Source organism: Planococcus maitriensis, assembly GCF_003289925.1.
Classification (GTDB): domain Bacteria; phylum Bacillota; class Bacilli; order Bacillales_A; family Planococcaceae; genus Planococcus; species Planococcus maitriensis.
In genome coordinates this window covers 581,142-603,829 of sequence record NZ_QLZQ01000001.1, presented here as the reverse complement: position 1 = coordinate 603,829, position 22,688 = coordinate 581,142, and the positions used below count along the sequence as shown (strand labels likewise).

General features: G+C 50.0%; 21 protein-coding genes and 1 pseudogene. 6 read left to right on the top strand and 16 right to left on the bottom strand.

All coding sequences use genetic code 11. The features are described 5' to 3' along the window. Positions 1–81: 81 nt before the first annotated feature. Both DP119_RS02910 and DP119_RS02905 read right to left on the bottom strand, forming a co-directional pair. On the bottom strand, positions 82–1,233 hold the full coding sequence (locus DP119_RS02910) for a glycosyltransferase (protein ID WP_167399175.1): 1,152 nt from the start codon (positions 1,231–1,233) through the stop codon (positions 82–84). A 36-nt stretch (positions 1,234–1,269) separates the two neighbouring features. Further along, a complete protein-coding gene (locus tag DP119_RS02905; protein WP_167399174.1) occupies positions 1,270–2,292 on the bottom strand; it encodes a dTDP-glucose 4,6-dehydratase in 1,023 nt (340 codons plus the stop codon). 395 nt (positions 2,293–2,687) lie between these two features. On the opposite strand from DP119_RS02905, the gene DP119_RS02900 reads away from it, so the two are divergent. Then, positions 2,688–2,987: a hypothetical protein gene (locus DP119_RS02900; protein WP_146747852.1), complete on the top strand. Its 300-nt coding sequence runs from the start codon at positions 2,688–2,690 to the stop codon at positions 2,985–2,987. Positions 2,988–3,554: 567 nt separating this feature from the next. Here the strand turns inward: DP119_RS02900 and DP119_RS02895 are convergent. The 4 genes from DP119_RS02895 to DP119_RS02880 all read right to left on the bottom strand — a co-directional run bounded on the left by DP119_RS02895 (position 3,555) and on the right by DP119_RS02880 (position 9,083). Continuing rightward, positions 3,555–5,570 (bottom strand): bifunctional 2',3'-cyclic-nucleotide 2'-phosphodiesterase/3'-nucleotidase, encoded by a 2,016-nt coding sequence (locus DP119_RS02895; RefSeq protein ID WP_112230663.1) that lies wholly within the window; start codon positions 5,568–5,570, stop codon positions 3,555–3,557. An 825-nt stretch (positions 5,571–6,395) separates the two neighbouring features. Next, on the bottom strand, positions 6,396–6,773 hold the full coding sequence (locus DP119_RS02890; RefSeq protein WP_112230661.1) for a hypothetical protein: 378 nt from the start codon (positions 6,771–6,773) through the stop codon (positions 6,396–6,398). 226 nt (positions 6,774–6,999) lie between these two features. Beyond that, on the bottom strand, positions 7,000–8,025 hold the full coding sequence (locus DP119_RS02885) for an acyltransferase (RefSeq protein ID WP_112230659.1): 1,026 nt from the start codon (positions 8,023–8,025) through the stop codon (positions 7,000–7,002). A gap of 92 nt (positions 8,026–8,117) precedes the next feature. After that, entirely contained in the window at positions 8,118–9,083 is a 966-nt protein-coding gene (locus DP119_RS02880; RefSeq protein ID WP_112230657.1) for a patatin-like phospholipase family protein, read from the bottom strand. A 1,433-nt stretch (positions 9,084–10,516) separates the two neighbouring features. Between DP119_RS02880 and DP119_RS02875 the strand changes: the two genes are divergently transcribed. Next, the gene (locus DP119_RS02875) at positions 10,517–11,245 is read left to right on the top strand and encodes a C40 family peptidase (RefSeq protein ID WP_112230655.1); all 729 of its coding nucleotides are present in this window, start codon (positions 10,517–10,519) and stop codon (positions 11,243–11,245) included. Positions 11,246–11,368: 123 nt separating this feature from the next. On the opposite strand, the gene DP119_RS02870 is transcribed toward DP119_RS02875, so the two are convergent. Next, complete coding sequence (locus DP119_RS02870; protein WP_112230653.1) at positions 11,369–11,872, bottom strand: GNAT family N-acetyltransferase; 504 nt, start codon at positions 11,870–11,872, stop codon at positions 11,369–11,371. 241 nt (positions 11,873–12,113) lie between these two features. Here DP119_RS02870 and DP119_RS02865 point away from each other — a divergent pair, with 241 nt between their 5' ends. Next, on the top strand, positions 12,114–12,308 hold the full coding sequence (locus DP119_RS02865) for a hypothetical protein (RefSeq protein ID WP_112230651.1): 195 nt from the start codon (positions 12,114–12,116) through the stop codon (positions 12,306–12,308). Between the two features lie 85 nt (positions 12,309–12,393). After that, positions 12,394–12,770: pseudogene (locus DP119_RS02860) on the top strand (VOC family protein). An 85-nt stretch (positions 12,771–12,855) separates the two neighbouring features. Here DP119_RS02860 and DP119_RS02855 read toward each other — a convergent pair. The 6 genes from DP119_RS02855 to DP119_RS02830 all read right to left on the bottom strand — a co-directional run bounded on the left by DP119_RS02855 (position 12,856) and on the right by DP119_RS02830 (position 16,074). Next, the gene (locus DP119_RS02855; RefSeq protein ID WP_112230649.1) at positions 12,856–13,521 is read right to left on the bottom strand and encodes a haloacid dehalogenase type II; all 666 of its coding nucleotides are present in this window, start codon (positions 13,519–13,521) and stop codon (positions 12,856–12,858) included. A 117-nt stretch (positions 13,522–13,638) separates the two neighbouring features. Beyond that, complete coding sequence (locus tag DP119_RS02850; protein WP_112230647.1) at positions 13,639–13,914, bottom strand: hypothetical protein; 276 nt, start codon at positions 13,912–13,914, stop codon at positions 13,639–13,641. A 32-nt stretch (positions 13,915–13,946) separates the two neighbouring features. Beyond that, positions 13,947–14,354 (bottom strand): YhfM domain-containing protein, encoded by a 408-nt coding sequence (locus DP119_RS02845; RefSeq protein ID WP_146747851.1) that lies wholly within the window; start codon positions 14,352–14,354, stop codon positions 13,947–13,949. Further along, on the bottom strand, positions 14,351–14,920 hold the full coding sequence (locus DP119_RS02840; RefSeq protein WP_112230643.1) for an AAA family ATPase: 570 nt from the start codon (positions 14,918–14,920) through the stop codon (positions 14,351–14,353). Before DP119_RS02840 ends, DP119_RS02845 begins: the two co-directional genes overlap by 4 nt. Positions 14,921–14,969: 49 nt before the next feature. Then, positions 14,970–15,341, bottom strand: a complete 372-nt coding sequence (locus tag DP119_RS02835; RefSeq protein WP_112230641.1) for a hypothetical protein — start codon at positions 15,339–15,341, stop codon at positions 14,970–14,972. Positions 15,342–15,363: 22 nt separating this feature from the next. Next, complete coding sequence (locus DP119_RS02830; RefSeq protein ID WP_112230639.1) at positions 15,364–16,074, bottom strand: alpha/beta fold hydrolase; 711 nt, start codon at positions 16,072–16,074, stop codon at positions 15,364–15,366. Positions 16,075–16,620: 546 nt separating this feature from the next. On the opposite strand from DP119_RS02830, the gene DP119_RS02825 reads away from it, so the two are divergent. Further along, positions 16,621–17,154, top strand: coding sequence for a hypothetical protein (locus tag DP119_RS02825; protein ID WP_112230637.1), 534 nt, complete (start codon positions 16,621–16,623; stop codon positions 17,152–17,154). Positions 17,155–17,280: 126 nt separating this feature from the next. On the opposite strand, the gene DP119_RS02820 is transcribed toward DP119_RS02825, so the two are convergent. Next, positions 17,281–19,398, bottom strand: coding sequence for a heavy metal translocating P-type ATPase (locus tag DP119_RS02820; protein ID WP_420812282.1), 2,118 nt, complete (start codon positions 19,396–19,398; stop codon positions 17,281–17,283). 212 nt (positions 19,399–19,610) lie between these two features. Between DP119_RS02820 and DP119_RS02815 the strand changes: the two genes are divergently transcribed. Beyond that, the gene (locus DP119_RS02815) at positions 19,611–19,943 is read left to right on the top strand and encodes a four-helix bundle copper-binding protein (protein ID WP_112230634.1); all 333 of its coding nucleotides are present in this window, start codon (positions 19,611–19,613) and stop codon (positions 19,941–19,943) included. Positions 19,944–19,990: 47 nt separating this feature from the next. Here the strand turns inward: DP119_RS02815 and DP119_RS02810 are convergent, their stop codons facing one another. Together DP119_RS02810 and DP119_RS02805 are read right to left on the bottom strand one after the other, a co-directional pair. Further along, positions 19,991–20,668: a response regulator transcription factor gene (locus DP119_RS02810; protein ID WP_112230632.1), complete on the bottom strand. Its 678-nt coding sequence runs from the start codon at positions 20,666–20,668 to the stop codon at positions 19,991–19,993. Continuing rightward, positions 20,661–22,049 carry a sensor histidine kinase gene (locus DP119_RS02805; protein WP_112230630.1) on the bottom strand — a complete coding sequence of 463 codons (1,389 nt, stop codon included), beginning with the start codon at positions 22,047–22,049 and terminating at the stop codon, positions 20,661–20,663. The genes DP119_RS02810 and DP119_RS02805 overlap by 8 nt, the downstream gene beginning before the upstream one ends. Between the last annotated feature and the right edge of the window lie 639 nt (positions 22,050–22,688).

Here is a 22,688-nt window from a genome sequence, read left to right as displayed (position 1 = left end):
AAATTTCCGTTTCCATCAAATGTCCATAACACCGACATTTTTGAAAGAACTTTCAGACAAATTACTTATGATGATGATCCGTTACTTTTTTCCTCCCCCAGGCAACTGGCGGTTCGCTAGCTCGATGAAGTCCGTCATCACCGCATCAATCTCGAATTTCCGCGCTTTATGCTTGCAGCGCTCCGCCACTTTTCGGTAGGCGTTTTCCGACACCAGCAGATTTTTCACGAGCTCGCCGATTTCATACGTCTCCGGCGCTTCCCAGTAGGATTCCCCCACTTCGTAAGGCGGCAATTCATGAAAATAGCCTTCCGACAAAGCTTCAGCATCATTCGCCCGCGACGTGATCCCCGGCACTCCTAATCCGCACGCTTGGATCATCACCGCACCGGAGCCGATAAAGCAAAAACAGTCCTGCAGCACGTCTTCGATCGCGCCGCTCCGCGGCATCGGATGGAGGAAGATATGGTCGCGCGCTTCGGATTCCGCGATGCTTTTCCGGAGGCGCGCTTCGTCCGGCCCTTCACCGAAGATATGGTACGTGAATTCCGGATCGATCTGGATGAGTTCTTCCATCAACTCGATCACTTGCGCGTAATGCGTCGTGAAAGCTTGGATGGCCCCGACCGAGACGATGCGCCTCGAATTCGGGCTGCCGAGCTGTTGGGTTTGTGCGCCCAGTTCGACAGGCGGCGGCATGAACTGTTCCGGCAGTTCCGTCCCAAGCGCCCGTTCCGTATAGCGCCGCACCGTCGGATTCATGAAGACGAGTTTTTGATGGAACTCTTTATCGATCGCCTTCAGCGCACGGATGATTTTTTTATTGCGCTCGAGCTTGTACATCTCGGGCTGATAGACGCCTGATAACCGCACTTTTGCCGGCATCGCATACGACAACAGCAAGCCCGATGGACTGAAGGAATAGACCAGGTCGTATTGATCGGACCGCACGAGCTGGTTCAATACCGACAAATCGAGCGTCGGTTCTTTGCCGTTATCCCGGACGATGATTTCGAGCCCGTCGATCTGTTGGAGATGTTTCAGAAGGGGCCCGCCGCTGCTATAGAGATAGAGGCTGACGCGAAAGCCGTTTTCCGCCAGCCAGCGGGCCATCCGCACGATGAGCGCTTCGACACCGCCCGCTTTCATATGTTTATGGACGAGGGCGATTTTTCGGATCTGCCCGCCCGTCCTGTTGTTCTCTTGTTTATCAAACGTTTCAAATGGAATCATGGGACACCTCGTGGCAACTGTCATGTGGTTTACGTGTTATACAACTTCCCATAGGCGCTTTTTCGAAAGCGTCCAATCGATTGTTTCCTTGATGCCTTGGTCGAACGCCGTCTCGGGTTCGAAATCGAATTGCTGTTTCAACTTATCGGCAGAGACCGCAAAGCGATGAGGCGGTTTCGCGCCTGTTGCCGGTTCAACAAAGCGGATCTGGTTTTGATACGATTCATTTCCCGGGAAATGACGATCGAGTGATTCGCAGATTTTCTCGACGATTTCTATTGTCTTAAGTGGCGCATTGCCACCCGCGAGATACGTTTCCCCTGCATCCCCTAAGTGGAAGATGGTATCCGCCGCCCGCCAGAAATCATGGACCGAAACCCAGTCGTGGACATCTTCGCCACCTGAATAGACGGGAATGACGCCGCCGGATAGGGCTTTTCGCAGAATGATCGGGATGAGCTTATCGTCTTGCTGATGCGGGCCGAAGACATTCGACGCCTGCAGAACGACCGCATCCATTCCGTAGCTTTCGTGGAACCCGGTCACCATCAAATCCGAACTCGCCTTGCTCGCCGCATACGGGCTGATCGGATCGTATTTCATCGTCTCATCTGCAAACCCATGTTCGCGCGGCCCATAGACTTGGTCTGTCGAGATGTGCAAAAAGCGCGAGCCTTGGTAGCGCTCTTTCATCTCGAACGGGCCGTCCATCCATTGCTTGCGCGCTGTATCGAGCACGTGGAACGTGCCGAGCACATTGGTCTCCGCAAAGATCCCCGGATTTCTCAATGACTCGCCGACATGCGTTTTCGCCGCAAAATGGACGACGTCCGTAATTTCGTATTGTTCGAATACCTGCTCGACCGCGTCGCTATTGCGGATATCGAGTTGATGGAAAGAATAGCGCTTGCTCGCAAATAACGGCCGTACCAGTTCCGGCACGTTCTCCGCTTCCACGTCGATCGCCACCACCTGGTACGCCGGGTATTTGATCAAGAGTTCATGGATAAAGCGCGAACCTAAAAAGCCGTGCCCGCCCGTTACCAAAATCGTTCTCATGGTTGGCTCTTCCTCCTTCCCTGCTGTGTTGAATCCCAGAACAGTTCTCATGGTGCCCCCACCTCTTCCGCCGTTTTCTTTAGTCTATTGGCTGGAAGTTAAAAACAAGTTAAAACTTGTATTTTAAATAGTGGTTTAAGTATACAGAACATTTAGGTATTATGGAATACTTTCGGCAGTTTTAAAGTGACTTTCGGTTTAATTATTTCAAGATATTATCCATTTATCTATTAATATGTGACCAGTATCTAGACAAATCCAGCTTTTAGAAAAGGAAATGTTATTCCAAATCGAGTTTTGTATGAAAGATCGGGAAGAAAGGTCGAGGAGGAATCTGGTTTGAAGAAGCGTATTGCTGATACATAGAGGAATTTGAATGGGGTATGTTATGGTGATTGGACAGAAAGGGGCTGTCGCATATCGAATTATCCATCGTTATGTATATTCTGCTTATAGGTTCTGCGCTCATCATGGGGGCACTGTCTGCCATTATTTTCATGAATATTTACCGCAAGAACAAACGGGTTGGCGTCTTCCTCGGCGTGTTGCTCGTTCTTTGGTTCTTCTATCAGATGTTCTCGCTGTCCACAATCTCCGTGCCGCTCGCTATGACAGTGTTTGTGATTTACCTATTCTTCGGGATTGCGGCGTATCGGAAATTGAAAGCCGAGGGAACTATAGGATTAAAGGGATAGCCCCGTCGGAGGATTACCTCTTCTCTTTCACCAATCCCTAGTTACAGTAATTAGAGACTGGGTTGTCATATACAATTTGGTTCTATCCGCAGTCGCCGCTTAGGGTTGAGCTTTCGCAATAAGCCAAGAAGAACACTTGTCTTATTGCTTCGCTTCACCCATGGCGCGGAACTGCTTGTAGATTTCATTGTGAAGAGTTAGTTAGATGTGAGTGGTCCTATAGTTTTCGCATGATTTTATCAACGCTTAATGTTTGGAATGTTTGGTCTGAATTATTAAAGTTTGGCTATTACATTTTCCAAGAAAATCATTCAGAGGGCTAGCATTTTTTATCATTCATTGCAGAACGTGACGATTTTTAATACTCACTCTCCCCATAGAGATGGAGTGTAAAGGCGCGACTCCTGCGGGAACAGCACGAGCCGAAGACCCTGCAGGAGCGTTAGCGACGAAGCGGCTGAGGCCGTGCCCGCGGAAAGCGTCGCCTTGTAACGGAATCTCCATACTATTCCTATATAAAACCAAAAAACAGACCCGAGATAAAATCTCTCGGGTCTGTTTTTGTGTTTACTGGATCGTGTAGCCGTATTTTGCGAAGCCGTTTTGTGTGGCTTCGATGTACTGGATATTTGCTTCATTCTCAGCTAAGGATTGTGCCGAGTTCGACGTTTCGAACACGAGGTTCGGGTCGCCTGTTACCGGCGCAAACTGCCAGTTGCCGTCAGCGGATGGGTCGATCGTACCGACATCCAAAATGTAATCCTGGAGCACTTGGCGGTTCTCATACGCGAAGTCGATCGCTTCTGTTGCATTGCGCACGCCCGGGAAGTTGCCGCTCGCACGGTAGTTGTTCGTCACAACGAGGAATTCCTGGTTCGGGTCGATCGCTTCCCCGTTGTACTGCAGGTTCTCGATGCGTTCAGCGCCTTCATTGACAACCGCGCCTTCAGCGTCGTATTTCGCCGGCTGTGTGATGTCGATATCGTAGGTCACGCCGTCGATGACATCGAAGTTATACGTGCGGTATTCTTCATTGATGAACTCCTGCTCGCCTGTCGCATTCGGGTCGATTTGCTGGAACTGGACAGCAGACATTTCGAGCCATTCCTTGACGTCCGCGCCTGTCATTTTCAGGACGAAGACGGTATTGTCGTAGACGTAGAGGTCAGCGACGTTCTTGATGGCGATTTCGCCGGTTTCGATGTTCGTGTAATAATCGCCGCCGTTGCGCCCGCCTGCTTTAAACGGTGCCGCTGCGGACAACATTGGAAGTTCTGCGTTTTCCGTGCCGGCGAGTTGCTGCTCGGCGTACCAAAGCTGTGCATTGTTGACGATCTGCACGGATGGGTCATCCTGCACGAGTGAGAAATAGCTGTTGATCGGAGCCGTCGTTTCGCCGACAGGGCTGCGGATGTATTCCACCGTGCCTTCATGCGTTTCTTTCACCGCTTCGATGACTTGTTCTGCCACTTCATCCGTCGTGGAGTCGATGGCGCGCAGTTCCGCTTCCCCGTTCAGGATGCGCCAGTTCTTGCCGCGCGGCTCGAGCGTCAAATCGATGACGCCAAGATGGCTGCCGAATTTACCTGGCATGACGACAGGGACGCCGTTGATCGTTCCGTTTTCCTGGTCGACATTCGCCAGTTCGCTAAACGACCCCGGGAAGACGTCGTGGTTGTGGCCCGTAATGATCGCATCCACGCCGTCCACTTCCGTCAATTGATACGTGACGTTTTCTTCACCGACCGTATGGACCTCATCGCCCATGCCTGAGTGGGACAGCACGACGACGACGTCAGCCCCTGCTTCCTCGACTTCCGGAATGAATTTCTCGACCGTTTCGACAGCATCTTTTGCGATGACTTCGCCTTCAAGATGCGCGCGGTCCCATTCCATGATGCCCGGTGCCACGACGCCGATGACGCCGACTTGGATCGTGTGTTTCTTGCCTTTGCGGTCCGTCACTTCTTTATCCATGATCGTGTACGGCGTGAAACGGTTCTCGCCGGTTTCTGCGTCATAGACATTGGCGTTGAGTACCGGGAACGGCGCTTCTTCCAGCGCGTTGTCGAGATAATCAAGTCCGAAGTTGAACTCGTGGTTGCCGAGTGTCGAGGCATCGAAATCAAGTGATTCGAGCGCTGCGAATGCCGGGTGCAATTCGTCTTGTTCCAGCGGGTCGACACTCACTTTATAGCCGCCGAACGGAGTGCCTTGGATCAAGTCGCCGTTATCGAACAGCAAAGTGTTGTCATTTTCTTCGCGTGCGTCTTCAATCAATACGCCGGTTTTCGCGAGCGACAATGCATTGGATTTCGCGTCGCGGTAATAATCGTAGTTGACGAAGTTTGTATGTAAATCCGAGGTGCCAAGAATCTGTAGTTCGACTTCTTTAAGCTTCCCTTTTTTGCCGTTGTTCTTCCATTCCTGGATGTGCTCTTTAAAGCTTTGCCCCTTGCCTTTTCCAGGGTTCTCCTGTGCTTGCGGATTGCCTTCTCCTGCGGCAATCGCCGGAGCACCTGCCGTCAAACTGCCAAGCGCCAACACCGAAGCGGCGAGCGTCAAGGATAGTTTCTTGCTCATCTGTCCATCTCCTCTTAATTCATAATGGTCAAGCAAGCTTATTATACTATTTCGGATTCCAGAAAAGAATGCGTTTACATAAAATTGCATCTATTGTAATAAGGTTTACGTGAGGGATACATTTTGAGGGGAACCTGGAGTATAAATAGTCACGGAGGAGTTATGGCTATTTGATTAGTTGTGTGGGATGGGACGGGCTTTGACTGAAGAAATCCTTTAAGGGATGCTGCTTACCTTATACTGAAAGACAAATGAGATAGGTTCAATTTGTAGCATCTGCTTGAGGAGCCGCAGTGTCCGCTTGGGGTTGAGCTTTCGCAATAAGCCAGGAAGACCGCCTGTCTTATTGCTTCGCTTCACCCTTGGCGCGGAACTGCTTTTAGATTTCATTGAGAAAAGTTAGTGAAGCGGGATTGGTTCTCTAATGATCACATGACCGTATAGAAGCTCAATCGATAGGATGAAATTCGAAAGCTTGCTCATTTTACTGCAGGTATTAAATCCAGTAGAATATTTTTTCTAAACACCTATTAAAGAATATGACACTTTTAACATATGATCTATTTATAAAGATGTAGCGTAGGGCAGCGACTAATGACAAGCGAAAGATACTTGAACTTGTTCATTTGCGACGCATCTGCTCGCAGATGTGGGAGCAGTGGGATTTACTACTACTTCCCGAGCGAGCTGGAAGCGGCTGAAGCCGGCCCCCTCAGAAAGCGTCCGCCCGAAACGCAATCTCCCCCACTATCCATCCCTATATAAATTAAAACAAAAAGCCCTGCAAATAACAGAGCTTCATCACCTTTATGCCATTTATACATTCTATTGAAGGATCTTTTTCAAGTCTTGCGTCTGTTCCGCCGTCAGCCTGAAGAACTCCTGGTTTTCTTTCGGGGACAGGACGTTGCGTTCATTGGACATGATCGCCCGGCCGCTGTCGCGGTACCAGACGAACCGGCGGACTTCCTGCACGCCGTCATCCGGGCGATCGATGGTGAAGACGGCTTGCGGTTCGACCGCCAATCTGTCGAGCGAGTCGAACTCTTTTTCGTTTTGCAGGATCGTCCTGAGCGTGACGATCGAAGCCCGGTCCTTGATATCTTTTTGATAATGCACGCCTTGTGTCAAGCCATCCGTGAATGGCACCCCGACCCGAATCACTTCGTTGCTGTTTGAACATGCCGACAGCATAATCGCCACCGCTGCCAGTACTCCCAGCCAAATCGATTTCTTGATGCTATCACCCCTTTATACCCATAAAACCGCCTCAATTTACAATTAAATACAGCTTATCATGATACTTATTCAAATACGAGTTATTCTATCAGATCCATCAAATTCTTAACCAATTCCCCTTACCATGCACTGCCACACTAACCACCCCGTCGTTCAGCCACTGAGAGAAACGGCTGAACCGGCAGTTTTGCTATGGCACCAGCCGCCTGACAACCGGCGTCTTCTGCATCAAGCGGATGACGGCATACGACACGATGAAGATGACGATCCAGGACAAAGGCACGCCAACCCACACATTGATCGTGGTTTCATTGAAATCGAACAGGCGGTTCAAGTAGGTCTGGATCAGCGGATGGATGATGTAGATGCCGAACGTGGCGGTACTGATGCGCGTGATGAGCGGTGTCGACTTGAGGTTCTTGCCGAGCTGCTGGAATGCCACGAAGACGAACAGCGAGATGAAGATCGCATGCGGATAATAATGTTCGTAGAAGAAATCGTCGAAATCGCCCGCTTCACGCCCCGTGTTCGCGGAAACGGTGCCGTAAAGCGTCACGGCATAGCCGATGATCGCGAGTACGCCGAGTGTCGGAAGCCAGCGCTTCGGGATCGGGTACATGACAAGATAGGCCCCGAGCAGGAAATAGCCGATGTACGGCGCGAACATCTGCCCGGCGAAGGCGACTTCATAGCCGGTCGCCCGCGTGAAGACCGGCACCGCTGCCGAGAACAAGAACCAGAACGCGAAGAAATAATGGAACATCGTCTTGTCCATATGCTTGACGAGGAGGCGCAGGAACGGCGCCATCAAGTACAGGCCCGTGATGATGTAGAGGAACCAGAGATGATAGTAGACATCGTCTGACACGAATGCACCGAGCATCTGCCCGACCGTGTATTCCTCTTCGAGCTGGAAGATATTATAGGCCATGTAGACCGCGCTCCAAAACACCAGCGGCAGCAGCACTTTGCCGAGGCGCTTGCGCAAGAATTCGCCGATTTGTTCTTTGCTGTCGCGCGTTAAAAGCAAGGCGCCGCTCAGCATGAAGAAGATCGGCACGCACCAGCGGAGTGCGCTATCGATTGCATTTGCATAATGCCATTCCCAATCGCCGGTGGTGTGGTTATTGATGATTTTCGAGACGACGTGGACGCCGACGACCGTGACGATCGCGAAAACCCGCATCCAATCCATGTATCCGTATCTTCGTGCCATTGGGTTGACCTCTTTTCGTAATGATTCCTCGCTTATTTTAACGAGGCGCCACTGTAATTACCACGACAAACGCATTACACTTCGATGACAAGTCATAACAAGCGGCATAATTTATCGAGTTCAGCGCTTTGCTTCTCGATCATCCGCTTTCCTACCCGGCGAAGCCGTGCGAGGTTTTCAGGCGTGACGCGGTCGAGCTGTTCAATGCCCGAATCGTCGGCGGGCAGTTTTTCCTGGAACCGGTAATAGCGCTGGTCGATTCCTTCGTCTTTCAACAGGTGGCGCAGCTGATGATCGACCGAGTCGGAACTACCATCCATCATCACTTTCAATAAAGACCGTGCCCAGCCGTAATGAAACCATGCCCGCCAGCCGGTCACTTCCACTTCGCGCTGCGCTTCCCCGGTACCGAGCGACACGAGCAGGAAATCTTCTTCTTCGTCTCCGTAGAGTTCGAGCCCTTCCGTATAAGCGCTCATCCCGGGGTCATTGGCGAACACGCCGCCATCGATGAAGGTGGATTTCGGATAATCCGGGATTTTCGCCGGCGCGAAATAACTCGGCGCGGCCGTGGCTGCCCGGATGATGTGGCGGATCTCACTGTCGGGCTGGCGTTCGTTCAGATCAATGACGGTGCTTTTGAAGAAATGGGCATGCCGGCTGTGGATGTCGTAAGCCGGAATGACGGCCGGCTTCAGGAGGTCCGATAATTTCAAGCGGTTGAAGTAATATTTGAGCACTTGTTCGAATTCACGGTGGCTGTACTGCGTGTGAAGAAAACGCCCGACGAGGCCGAACGAGCGGTGAAGGAAGGATTTCCGGAACATGCGCTCAGCTTCTTGTTCGTAGAGGCTGAGGATGTCATTTGCTGTATAGCGCGGCTTCTTGCCGTCCGGAACCAAGAGGCCGAGTGCCAGGATCGCACCGGTCGAGGTGCCAACGAAGATATCGAATTGTTCAGAGACCGGTTTTCCCGTCCGCCGCTCCAGCTCACACAGCATCATCGCCGGCAAAATCCCCCGTATGCCCCCGCCATCGATCGATAGAATCTTCTTCATATGGACAGCCTCCTTCTATAGATATGTATTTCGTTTTTTCTATTAGCTAATGAATGAGTGATAAGTGTGATAGGTGTGATAGGTGAATTGAGACTATTGGATATAGGGTCCGGTAACGCAGCGCTTGGCGCTTTGGGCATGGCTCTTGTGACAAGCCCGGAAAACCACCGGTCTCATCACTTCGCCTAGCCCTTGGACGCGCCGGCGCTCGGGTCAGTTCATTGTGAAATGGGTAGATCACTTGGATTTCATTGTTTTATGTTTGTGGCGAGACGAAGCATGCGAGACTGCTCCCAGCGCTTCACGCTGAGTCGCGGTGAGCTAGTTGATAGAAGAGATTTAGTAGCTTCTGCTCTGGGATAGTTTTCTAGTGAATCTCTTCGCTTGGCGCTCTGGGCATGGCTCTTGTGACAAGCCTGGAAAACCATCGGTCTCATCACTTCGCCTAGCCCTTGGACGCGCCTGCGCTTGGGTCAGGTTATTGTGAAATGGGTGGATCATTTGGATTTCGTTGTTATTAGTTTGTGGTGATATGTAGAATGCGAGAGTGCTCCCAGCGCTTCACGCTGAGTCGCGGTGAATTGTACGAACGGTGAAGTGAAATTTTCTAGAATCGATCTGTGATTCGGTAAACTACTTACTTCTATAATTAGTGAGCAGAGACCCAAATCCGTAACAAACTCTCTGCAAGCAACACCTACTCACCAGTGGAATATGCTCCTTATTAATCCCTCTCAAACTAGAGATGAAGCGGAAATCGGCGACTAATGAATATGCGAAGCTTGGCTGAGCATGTTCATTTGCGAAGCTCGAGCCCAGCGAGAGTTGAGCAGCGTTATTTACGTGATGCTATGAACAATGAAGTACTGAGCGCAGCGACGAAGCGGCTCAATGCGAGCCCTCCGGAAAGCGTCCGATTGCAGCGCAATCTCCCCCCACTTTAAAACTCCTATTAATTCCCGTATACCCCCAACCCACGAAAATAAAGCACTGAATGGATTGTTACAATTGTGTAACGAAGCTTTATTGCTATAATTTTTGATTTTTCTATTAATTATATGATTAAACTGACTAAAAAACTGCTATAGAGCGACTCTTTGTCCCAAATTGGAAATTATAGGGTCTTAATTTCCGAATGAAATTTATTCTCTCGTAATATTTTATGTATTTCAACATGCGAAAATCACTTTTATTTCCCGTTTTCCAGAGAAATAAACATCGGCTTGTAAATATTACCACTTTCCAAACCCTTGCTGTGACTGGTTTTATTAGCAGTCATTCATTTGTAATATGACTGTAACCTAAATGAAACTGATCAGACATTGTTTTTGTAGGATGCAGTCTATATAGTAAGTGGCAGAGCAAATTAATGATAATCTTTATATCCAGATAACATAAATTTAAAAAAACTATCCTTCGGAGGTACTGACAAAATGAAAAAAGCATTCTTTACTTTACTCGCAGCAGGCGCATTGGTCTTTTCAAGTTCAGCTACAGACGCACAAGATACAGTACAAGCACAGCCACAGACTGAAGTAGCACAAAAAGCATCTGAGCCAGCGATCGTTCAGGTCTCTAACAGCACTTATAAATTCAAATACGCAACAAACGTCCGCAGAGATGCCGGCACAAGCCACGGCGTCATCAAAGTCGCTTCTAAAGGCGCATCTGCAACTGTGACAAAATCCGCTACAATCGGCAGCGGCAAATGGTTCAAAGTCCGCACTGGCGGAACGCACGGCTGGGTGCACAGCTCACTCGTCACGAAATCATCAGGATCTGGCGTAGTCCAAGCATCATCAAGCGTTTCTTCTTCAGCAGTCGTTTCCAAAGCACTAGCGCTTAAAGGCATTCCGTACCGTTTCGGCGGCACGACGCCAGCTGGCTTTGACTGCTCAGGATTCGTACAATATGCATTCAAACAAGCAGGCAAAAGCGTTTCACGCACAACGCTTTCCCAATATGCCCAGTCCTACAAAGTTTCAAGCCCGCGCCCAGGAGACTTGGTCTTCTTCGCAAACACTTACCGCCCAGGGATTTCACACGTTGGGATCTACATCGGGAACAACCAGTTCGTACACTCTGGCGGCTCTAAATCAGAAGTGAAAAGCTTGAACGGCCCATACTGGGGCAAGAAATTCCACAGCTTCAGACGTTTCTAAGTTGAATACAGGATTCAGGGAGTATCCGAAATCTCGGGTACTCTTTTTTTTGCGCATTTTTTGAGATGAACGCAAACAGCAGCAAAGGCCCTGGCTTCTGCTGCTGTTTTTCGATTCTCTTCTTTAAAGTTTCCGCATATACCGGACCGACATGTTGCCCGAGTCTTCCGGCATGTCGTAAGCCGGTTCCTCGTATTGAAAGGCAAAACCGCGCGCTTCGTAGAACGGAATCGCCATTTGGTTGCCTTTGGCGACCGCTACCCATTGCGTTTCAGCGCCGCGGGCTTTTTGGTCTTCCGTGATCGCTTCGAGCAGTTTAGTGCCGATGCCTTGGTATTTGCGCTCCGGATCTAAATACAGGACATAGACTTCCGCAACCGTTTCATCTGTGAAGCCGCCGCCTCCTGCTCCCACCACTCCCCCTTCGTCCACCGCGACAAACCAGCCGTTCCAGTCCTGGCTCGTGTTGTCGATTTCATGGAGTATGCGTTGTTCGTTGTAGAACTTCTCGATGACGCGTTCGATTTCTTGATGAGGCAACAAGCCGGGGTATGTTTCACGGTTGCCGGCTGCGCAGACTTTTCGGATGCCTGCCGCGTCTTTTGGCTGCGCTTTACGGATTTCCATTTCGGTTTTCTCCTTCATTTGATAATAGCTGTTAAAATCATGCCTGTGATGATGCCGAGTGTGAAAAACAGAATGAGTTTAGGTGTTCTCTTCATTGGTCTCCTCCTTGTAAATTCGCTATATGATCAGTGTATCAAAACTCCATGGCTGGGATTGTGGATATTCCATTTTTATGTAAAGATGGGATTTGCGCTTTTATTTAACAATGGCTAAGTATTGAGCCAATCAAGGAGTGATCGTTATGCGTGATTTACTATTATCGAAGAAGTTTGTTCCGGTGTATTTCATCGTGGGCTTTCTGGCCATCCTATTGTTCCGCTTCATCGGCGCTTCCTGGGTTGAAGTGTTTCTTGTGAGCTTTCTATGCTTTCTCGTCGGCGTCCTTTCATTCGCCGAAAACTTCCTCGTTTCATTTGGGTTAAAACGCTCCGCTTAAATGGCTGGAGTGGAAAGGGATTTCCATCTCCCCATCGAATTGTATGGAGACGGGAAGTATCATTTCATTCGGAGGAGGAGACTCAATGATTGCGAAAATCGGGCAGGTCATGGTGTATGTCCGCGACCAGGATGCAGCAGTCGAGTTTTGGACGGAGAAGATGGGCTTTACGGTCTTGCATGACGAAGAAAACGATGGCATGCGGTGGATTGAAATTGCGCCCCGGGAAGATGCGGAGACGAGCATCGTTTTGCACGACAAGAATTTGCTTGAGCAGATGGATACGGGCTTGAGTTTGGAGACGCCGTCGCTGTTGTTTTACGCGAAGAACTTCGAGCAATTGCGCAACGAGTTGGCCGAAATGGCGTCACGGTCGGCGATATTGTCGAGATGCCGACGGGCCGCACGTTCAATTTTGCGGATGCGGAAGACAATTATTTCGCGGTGCAGGAGACGGATTGAGGCACGAAAAAGAGCTTGGAGGGGATTCTCCAAGCTCTTTTGTATGCGCCCTGCCGAATTTGGCGGCTAATGGATGCCCTGAACTTCATTGGCACTTGAGCAAGCCGGTGAGGTCCGAAAACACATGATCTGGCTCGAGCCCCAGTTGTTCGACCGGCGCTTCTTTGCGGTTGATCCAGGCGGTGCGGAAACCGAAATTCTTCGCACCGGAAATATCCCAGCCGTTCGAGGACATGAACAGCACTTCGTCGCGCTCGATGCCCAATCGGTCCAAGACGTATTGATAGGCGGCCGGTGCCGGTTTGAATTGCTTGATTTCATCGACGCTGACGGCTTTGTCGAGCAAATCCTTGATTCCTGCATTTTCGATCAAGGGGTCGAGCATATCGTGGGAACCGTTCGAGAACACGACGAGCTGATGATCTTGCAGTTCACGCAATACCGCTTCCGATTCCTTATACAGCGGCAACTGCAAATAGGCGTCCATCAATTGCTGCTCGATGGTTTCCGTCGATTCTAGCCCTTCGCCTTCGAGTGCGTATTTCAAGGCGCTGCGGGTGACGGCCGAAAAGGCATCGTATTTCCCCATGAGCTGCCGCATCATGAAATATTCGACTTGCTTCGTGCGCCAGGTTTGGCTGATGGCGTCGCCGTGCCCGGGAAACAGTTCCTCGCATTGCTCTTTGATGGCGATGACGTCGAATAAGGTGCCATAGACATCGAAGACGAACGCTTTGATCGGTTTGTCCATAGGTTTCCCTCCTTTGATTCCACTGATGGATTGTACTGCTTTTCCTTGTATCCCCTGTTGAGCGAAAAAATAACGGCACAAAAAAAGCATCTTCTGCGAGATGCCATGGGCGTGTATTTAGTTATCCCGTTTTTTGTCATTCTCAAAGTCCCTGATGAACTTTTCATCCTTCTTCTTTTCAACGAAACTCCAAACGAGAAAAATCAATGCCGATATCCCGAGAACAAGGAGCGAAGCAATGAAGACAAACTCGAAATCCATCTCCTCCACCACTTGGTCGACGCCAGCCCTTTGGATGTGGTGTGTCCAGCTGCTCTCATAATCCATGAAACTGAAGGACAGGATGAGCCCCAGGGCGAGGCCACCTGCTATCGATAAGAAAAACTTCTTCACCCCGCAGCCACCTCCTCTTTAATGCTGCCCAGTCAATCGAGCTGATTTTCCGTTAAAAGAAAACTGTAGAGCTGATCAGCGTCATTCTCTTCCAAGGTATAGAGAGTATAGGTATCCTCTAAATCCATGACGGAACCGTAATCTTCCGCAATCCACAAATAGAACGCTTTCTCACCGAACTCCACTTTGAAATCGGGGTCTGCTACATCCGCAACGCCCGATACTTGATCGGCACGGGAAATGGCTTTGGCGAATAACTCGATTGTTTGTTCATCCGTCACTTCGAACCGCGAATTTTCTTTCACTTCCCCGAAACTCTCCATTTGATGCAGGACGATTTTCTCTGCTTCTTTTTGTGCGGAGTTAAGCAAATCGTTCTGGCATGCCGAAAGGATGCCCATCATCACAAAAAGCATCAGTATGACTTGTAATCTTCTCAAGGGCCACCCTCCCGGCAAGCGATTTTCGTGATTTCGGAAATGGCTTTTTCCGCTTGTTTTTCATTCGCCACAATGAATAGATACTCCGCTTCGCCTGGTGTGGGAGTGACGCCAGGGTTGCTTAGAGATTCAGCTTGTTGACGGGCAAGCACTTCTTTAAATGAAGAAACGGTGCGCAAGATGGCTGTGCTGCGCCCGGCCTGGTCGATTCTTGTTTCCAGAATATCGTCCGCGATCTCAAAGTTCACCAAAATGGTGGTGAAGCCTTTCGTTCGGTAAAAATCCAGCAGCTTCGAACGGCCTTGCTGGTTGCGGTTGGCGTTGCACAAGATGATGTGGCAATCGGTCTGGTCGACGGCGTGATTGATGATCGTCTCGGTCAGTGCATACTTGATCGCGTTCGCTCCCTCTTTCGGGACAAGCGCCGGATAATAGCTTTGCAGGATTTCCGCATGGTTGTCCTGGTCGAATACAATGGCATGGGCAAGCTTTTTTTCGAGGGCTTTCGCGAATGTCGTTTTGCCGCTATGGGTTTTGCCGACGGTGATGACCGCTACTCTGTTCACCTATGCCACCCCGTTCTTTTACAAGATTAATGAACTCCTCTATCGATTGCTATTCATTTCTCAAGACGAATTCCTCGACTTGCCCGTCCCATTTGATCTCCACATCCAGCTCTTCATCTCGTTGGATGACCGCACAGCCTTCGCAGGCACTCTTGCCGACCAGCACTTCACCTTCATCGACCAAGACATTTCCACTCGATGCACCGGCAGTCGATTCGATTGAATAGATGATGGTTTCAGGAGACGGCTCTTTTCCGGTGTAGACGATTTTCCCGGTCGCTTCCTTGCTGTCTTGCGAAGTGACGTCGACCGTATAGAAGACATCCCAATTGTCGCCGCTTCCTTTGAAGTTGTAACGGTCGCTCTCTGAACAGCCGCCAAGGATGAGCAGTCCGATTAAAAGTGAAGCGAGTTTTTTCATGAGATATGAGCCCCTCTCCTGATTAGTCGATGTGGCTTAGGAACAGTTCAAGTGTTTTCGCATGCAGTTCAGCTTGTTCGGCATGAACCAAGTGGGATGCGAATGGGATGATCGAGACGTGTACATTGTCATGCTTGTCCGGATAATAAAGGACGCCTTTCGTTTCGTTCGGGTTGCCTTCTCCGGAGATGTAGAGGATCGGCGAATCAATTCCTGACAGATCTTTTGTTTCTTCGAACGGGTACCATTCTTCTTGCTGCCCCAGCGCGATGAGTTTTCGCCAATCGCCTTTATGCAGCTGATTGAAATAAGCATTCGTTTCTTCGTATTGGAAAATCTGTTGCTGGTTGCGGCATTCCTGTTCGCGCAGCAACTCCCAGTTGTCCGGCTTTTCCGCCATCACGCCAGAAATCACCAGGCTTTTCACTTTGGATGGAAAGCGTTTTGCGAACACGATACCGACCAAAGCACCGAACGACGCCCCGACAATATGGGCTGCGCCGATTCCCAGCTGCTTCAGCGTCTCTGCCAAATCCTCTGCATTGCGTTCAAAGATATCGCTTAAATCCGTGCTGACGGAATTCCCGTGTCCCCGGAGGTCCGGCACAACGACGTGGTACTGCTCCTTGAAGTAATTGCGCTGGTATTCAAAATCGGTGAGTCCTGTCTGCAAGCCGCTATGGAGAAACACGATCGCTTCTCCTTCGCCAAAACTTTCGGTATGTAAAATCATTTTATCTCCCCTTGCCTGTAAATCCGTCCGCTGAATCGCCAATCTTTTAAAATTGATAATATTGAAAATATGGTTAATTCTAGTGTAACTTATTTCCCCTGATTATTCAGTACAAAGTGACAGGTTTCTGTTCATCCTGGTGGTATAATGGAATCAACTATTAATCCACCCAGCTATGCCGAACGATAGGCAGCCGCCATGCATCCCCCTCCATTCCCCATGCTCCTTACATAAAATTTGAGGAGGGGTTCCGATGAAACGCCGATTATTTGTGCTGTTTCTGGCCGGTGTTCTATTGCTTGCAGGATGCGGCGAACAGAACAAAAAGCCGCAATACGAAGCGATGGAACCGGTGATTGCGGCTGGTATCTGAGACTGGTGGGTGCAGGATTCCGGCCTGCGCCGCCGAACGCTTAAAAGGGACAAAGCAGCTGCTTTGTCCTTTTTTGTTTTAGGCTGTGTCTGCACATCCTCATCTCAGCCGGTTTTTATTTCGCATAGTTCCATAGACTTCGGCTTGTTACAATAAAAGCAGGAGGAATTTAAATGTACAAAGTTTTTTTATATACACTGGTTTTTTCCGTATTGGCATTTATTGTGTGGGGCAGTTTTTTAGAAATTGAAGTGAAAATCACATTAAGCCTGATTGCGTTGACCTTATTGCCGACTATCCGAAAAAAGCTTTATAAAGACGATTCTGTATTTCGCAAAGGCAAAGCAGCGCTCTATGCTTCACTGCTTTTGACCACCTTCGTATTGTTGCTGACTATTGGTTCAATCATTATGGGTAGCGGTGTAGATTTTGCAGCGTTATGGCTTGCTGTTTTTTTGTTCATGATTTTACTATTTGGGTGCGTCTTTTATGGGATTCCCGTTTCATCGTTATCTGACTTAGCGACTTCCAATGTACAGCATTATCGCTTTCCGCTCGCTTTCCTTATCCATTTGGGATTCGGCTTAATCTCTTATTTATTTCTCGGCCTGCTCATGTATTTTGTGTTACTTGTGGCGGTGGTTTTCTTCCTGTTTGATGAGTTTTTGCGGAAAAGGGAGTTAACACGCTTCAAAACAGCAGCTTAGGTGTAACTATGCTCGGTTTGATTGGTTTTAGAGCCGCCCAGAAATTTTCTCTTTCATTTTACAATCGCATTCTCTCTACAAAAAAGCCTATACTCATCACGAGTATAGGCTCTTGCTAATGCTTCTTTACGCTTTCAGCAGTTTCGCATTGATCGCGACGATGACCGTGCTCAAGCTCATGAACACGGCGCCGACCGCCGGGCTGACGATGATGCCCCACGGTGCCAGGACGCCTGCTGCGAGCGGGATCGCGAAAATATTATAGCCGGTCGCCCACCATAAGTTTTGGACCATTTTGCGGTAGGTCTTCTTCGACAAGTCGATGAGCGCGACGACATCGTTCGGGTTGCTTTTGACGAGGACGACGTCTGCCGTTTCCATCGCGACGTCCGTCCCAGCGCCGATTGCGATGCCTAGGTCGGCGGTCGCGAGTGCCGGGGCATCATTCACGCCGTCACCGGTCATGGCGACGCGCCAGCCTTTGTCTTTGATTTTCTTGATTTGGTTCGCTTTGTCGTCCGGCAGCACTTCGGCGTATACTTCCTCGATACCGAGCTGTGCGGCAACCCAGTTGGCGACTTTCTGGTTATCGCCTGTCAGCATGATCGAGTGGATGCCTTTTTCCTTCAAAGCCGCGACCGCTTGTTTCGCCGTGTCGCGCACCATGTCCGCAAGCGCGATCATGCCGGCAAGCTTGTCATCGGCCAGGACGAAGACGACCGTTTTGCCTTCTTCCGATAATGAGTTAAAGACAGATTCGTCATAAGCCAGGTTTTCGCCTTTGATATAGCCAGGGCTGACGGCGTTGACTTTCATCCCGTCCACTTGCCCTTGTATGCCTTTACCGGTGATCGATTCGAAATCGGTGACTTTGCCGATCGTCAAATTCCGCTCTTTTGCCGATTGGACGATTCCCGTCGCAATGGGGTGTTCCGAGTTCTGCTCGATCGCTGCAGCGAGCTGCAAGACTTGTTCTTCGCTATAGCCTTCACTCGCGATGATGTCGGTAACCCCAAACTCGCCCTTAGTCAGGGTTCCGGTTTTATCGAAGACGACGGCGTTTAAATTGCGCGCGCCTTCGAAATCCGCGCGGTTGCGGATCAATAAGCCTTGCTTCGCTGAAATCGAGGTCGATACCGCAACGACAAGCGGCGCTGCAAGCCCGAGTGCGTGCGGGCAAGTGATGACCATGACCGTCACCATGCGTTCGATGGCAACGTCAAAGGCATAGCCGAGTGCAAGCCAGGCGAACAGCGTGGCGAATCCGGCGGCGAGCGCCAAATAAAACAGCCATTTCGCGGCACGGTTCGTCAAATCCTGCGTTCTCGATTTCGATTCTTGGGCTTCCTTGACCATCGTGATGACTTGGGACAAATACGAATCTTCCCCGGTTTTCTCGACTTCCACGACGAGCGAACCTTCTTTATTGACCGAGCCCCCGATGACCGCATCGCCGTCTTCTTTTTCAATCGGGATCGATTCACCCGTCAGCATCGATTCATCGACTGTGGAACGGCCTTCGACGATGACGCCATCGACCGGGATCTTCTCGCCCGGCTTGACCAATACCCAGTCCTTGTTGCGGATTTCGGACAAGGGCACATCTTCGACTTGTTTATTGTCATCCAGACGGTGTGCTTCATTCGGCATCAATTTGACGAGCTGTTCGAGCGCGTTGGACGCCCCCATGATCGAGCGCATTTCAATCCAATGCCCCAGTAGCATGATGGTGACCAATGTCGCGAGCTCCCAGTACAGCTGATTGCCGTCCCAGCCGAACACGACGACAGTGCTATAGCTGTAGGCGATGGTGATCGCGAGCGCAATCAAGGTCATCATGCCCGGCGCTTTGTCTTTCAATTCGGCGATGCCGCCGACAAGAAACGGCCAGCCGCCGTAGAAAAAGACGATGGAAGACAAGGCGAACAATACGTACATATCGTTGGCAAAGCGCCAATCGACGCCGAGAAAATGCTGAATCATCGGTGAAATCGCAAGGATCGGGAGGGTCAGGATCAGCGAGATGAAAAAGCGCTTCTTGAAATCCTCCACCATGTCTTCATGTCCGCCGTGCCCGTGATGGCCGTGTCCGCCTCCGTGATCTTCCGAGTCATGTCCGTTATGCTCATGTTCTGTGTGCACATGCTCTTCCTGCACGGTCGAATCGTCTTCATGCATGCCGTGATGGCCTGTACCTGGTGATTGATCGTCTGCATGCGGTTTCGTTTCGTCATGTTTTGCCATTAGCTTTCACCTCTCGGATTGTTTTTCGGTTCTCTTGACTACATTATAAGCGCCAATTATCGAGAAATTATCGAGAACCGCCAAGCACTCCCTATCCGGAATTTGTGCAGTTTCTATGGAATTTTTATGGAGTTCGGCACATTCCGTTTACTTCCAGTTCAAGCGGGAAATTTCCTTACTGACAAGTTAAATCTAATGAGGAGGTTTTTGGAGTGGCTCACGAACAACACCAGCAATTGCTCGAAACGCTGCACGATTGCATGGCAGCGTGCAACCATTGCTTTGATGCTTGCCTACAGGAAGACGATGTCAAGATGATGGCGGAATGCATCCGTTTGGACCGGGAATGCGCAGATATGTGCGCGTATCTGGAACAAGCGATTACCCGCAATTCACCGTTCGTTTCCCAACTGGCTAAAGTATGTGCAGAAATCTGCCAGACTTGCGGCGACGAATGCCAGAAACACGCCGATATGCACGACCATTGCAAACGCTGTGCAGAAGCTTGCCATAAATGCGCGGAAGCTTGCCGTTCAATCGCATAAGACAGAGAGAGCCAGCTGGAACGTTTCCCGCTGGCTCTTTTGTGCGTTTATTCGGCTTCGTTCAACCATTTATAGCCGACGCCCCAAACGGTCAGAAAATGCTTATCGATTGGAAAGCCGGATTGGCGGATTTTCTCCCGGACGTTGCGGACATGCGAATCGATCGTGCGCCCTTCTGTTTCCGAGTCATAGCCCCAGATGAGCAAAATCAATTGGTCGCGTGAAAACACTTTGCCCGGGTTTTTCACTAATTGCCCGACCATGAAGAACTCTTTAGGCGTCAGTTTGATCGGCGTGCCCAAATAGCTCAGCTCGAAGCGTTCCTCGTCCCATTTCAAGCCGCCCACTTCGATGATGTTTTTCGGCGCCTGCCGCCTGAGCAGCGCTTCGATGCGGGCGAGCAATTCTTCTTCGTTGAACGGCTTGGTGATATAGTCATCCGCTCCGAGCTTGAGCCCTTTGACGATATCTTCCTGCTGCTCGCGCGCCGTCAGCATGATGATGGGCACATCGGAAAAGCTGCGGATTTTGGCGCATAGCTCAAAACCGCTCATCTCGGGCATCATGATGTCGAGCAAGACGATATCGAACGCCTGCGTTTCCAAATAACGCAACGCTTCCCGTGGCCCTTGCGCTTTTGTGCATTGATACTGATGGGGCGTTAAATATAAGGACAATAAATCGAGCATGCGCTGCTCGTCATCGATCAATAAGATTTTATGCACGCCCGTCCCCCCTTTTCAATGTAATGGTGACCGTCGTTCCCGATTTCGGCGCAGAATCGATGTTGATGTGGCCGCCGTGCGATTCGACCAGCTCCTTGGCGATCGCGAGCCCAAGGCCACTGCCGCCGGACTGGCGGGACCTGGATTTGTCGACACGGTACAGGCGGTCGAAGACGAATGGCAAATCTTTCTGCGGGATGCCCTCGCCCGCGTCGGTCACGGTGATGGTGATGGATTCCTCGTTTTGGCGCCCTTGCAAGATCACCGTAGTGTTCGGCTCGGAATGCTTGCGCGCATTGTCGAGGATATTCAGCAAGACTTGCTGGAAGCGCGCCGGGTCGATCCACGCGGTGATTTCCGGATCGCATTCGACCGAAATCGTGATGTTCTTGTCATTGAATGCCGGGCGCACGAGCGCGGCGACCGAATGGCATAGCGCATCGATCTGCACTTGTTCTTTTTGGATCGAAAACTGGTTATGGTCGAGTTGTGCCAGTTCGAATAATTGCTTGATGAGCTTCGTCAAATGGCCGGTTTCCTCGCGGATGATCGCGAGGTATTCCTCCCGCTCTTGTTCTGTCAGTCCCGGGCGGCTTGCGATATCTGCGTAGCCTTTCATATAGGTGAGCGGCGTGCGCAGTTCATGGGAGATGCTCGCAAGAAAATCGTTGCGTTCTTGCTTGAGACGGTCCAAATCATCGGATAGATGGGTGATGGCATTCGCCAGTTCACCGAGTTCGTCATTGCGTTCGATATGAAGCGCCACTTCGCTTTGGCCTTTGCCCAGTTTCTCGGTCGCTTCTTTCATGTGAATGAGCGGCAAGGTGATAAAGCGCGACAATAGGAAAATGGTGATGACCGTCAACAGCACCGAAATCAAGCCGCCGAGAATGAATTGATTTCTCATGCGGTCGACCATTTCTTTAATATGATTCGTTTCCGCGAACATGAAGACATGGCCGCGGTGCTCGCCGCCGATGGTGATCGGGCTGTCGGTCGCGATAAAGCGCTCATCGCGCCAATTGTCCTCGAGGATTTCGCCTTGGTCCGGTATATGTTCGATATCGGCATGGCCGAGCACGTCGAGCATTTCCGGTTCGATCCTGTCGGAATGGGTCAATTCGTTGCCGGTTTCATCGGTGATGATGACAATGAAGTCCGAAGAAGATTCCATCATAGCGACGTGGGACAATGTCGTTTCGTTGAAGCTGTCCTCGAGCACTTCGCTATGGGTATTGCCCCTCGCGAGTAAGTTCGACATCACTTCATCGACGCGTTCATTGACGTAGGTGATATAGAGCGTCGAAAACAAGAACAATTCGATGCTGACGATGAAGACGAAAAATAATAGGCCGATTTTTAATGCCAGTCGATTGAACATATACTCCCTCTTTCAGCGTGTCCGCCAGAAATTCATCAGGCTTGCGCTTTCATCTTATGCTTAAACTTCGAGCTACGCGTTCCTTTGTCCTGCCCTAAGCAAAGACAAAGCATGTTTATCCTTTTAAGTGTACCGGATAAGTTTCGAGTTTTTGTGCATATCCGGGAAAAACAGCTTGCTTCTGTCCCAGAAAAACTTAATTAATTTCCATAAATATAAATTGTCACGTTTCCTGCACACATTATGCAGAACTTCGGGGTAGCTTAATCATAAGGGCATGATTAAGGCTTTAAGCTGTGGGTGGTCTGCATTGCGGTACTCTATTGTCTTGAAAGCCAAAAATGTAATCTGCTCGTTTTATATAAGTTGAATTACTATTTTGTAGATTCCATCGCAATCGATATTCCGCAAAACAGATGAAAAGCTCGGCTCAACTCTCGCGCTGAACTAATTTAGGCACGTGTCCGAATGGACTTCAGCACTTCGTTGAAACGGAGTTGGAAAGTTACTTCCGTTTCTAATCCCCAGGGAGACTGAGCTGTTTTGCTTCATATCTATTGAGTAAGTCAGATGAAAAAGCGAAAGGCGGCGACTCCTGCGGGAGCAGTGACGGAGCATCGCGACGGAGCGACATGAGTC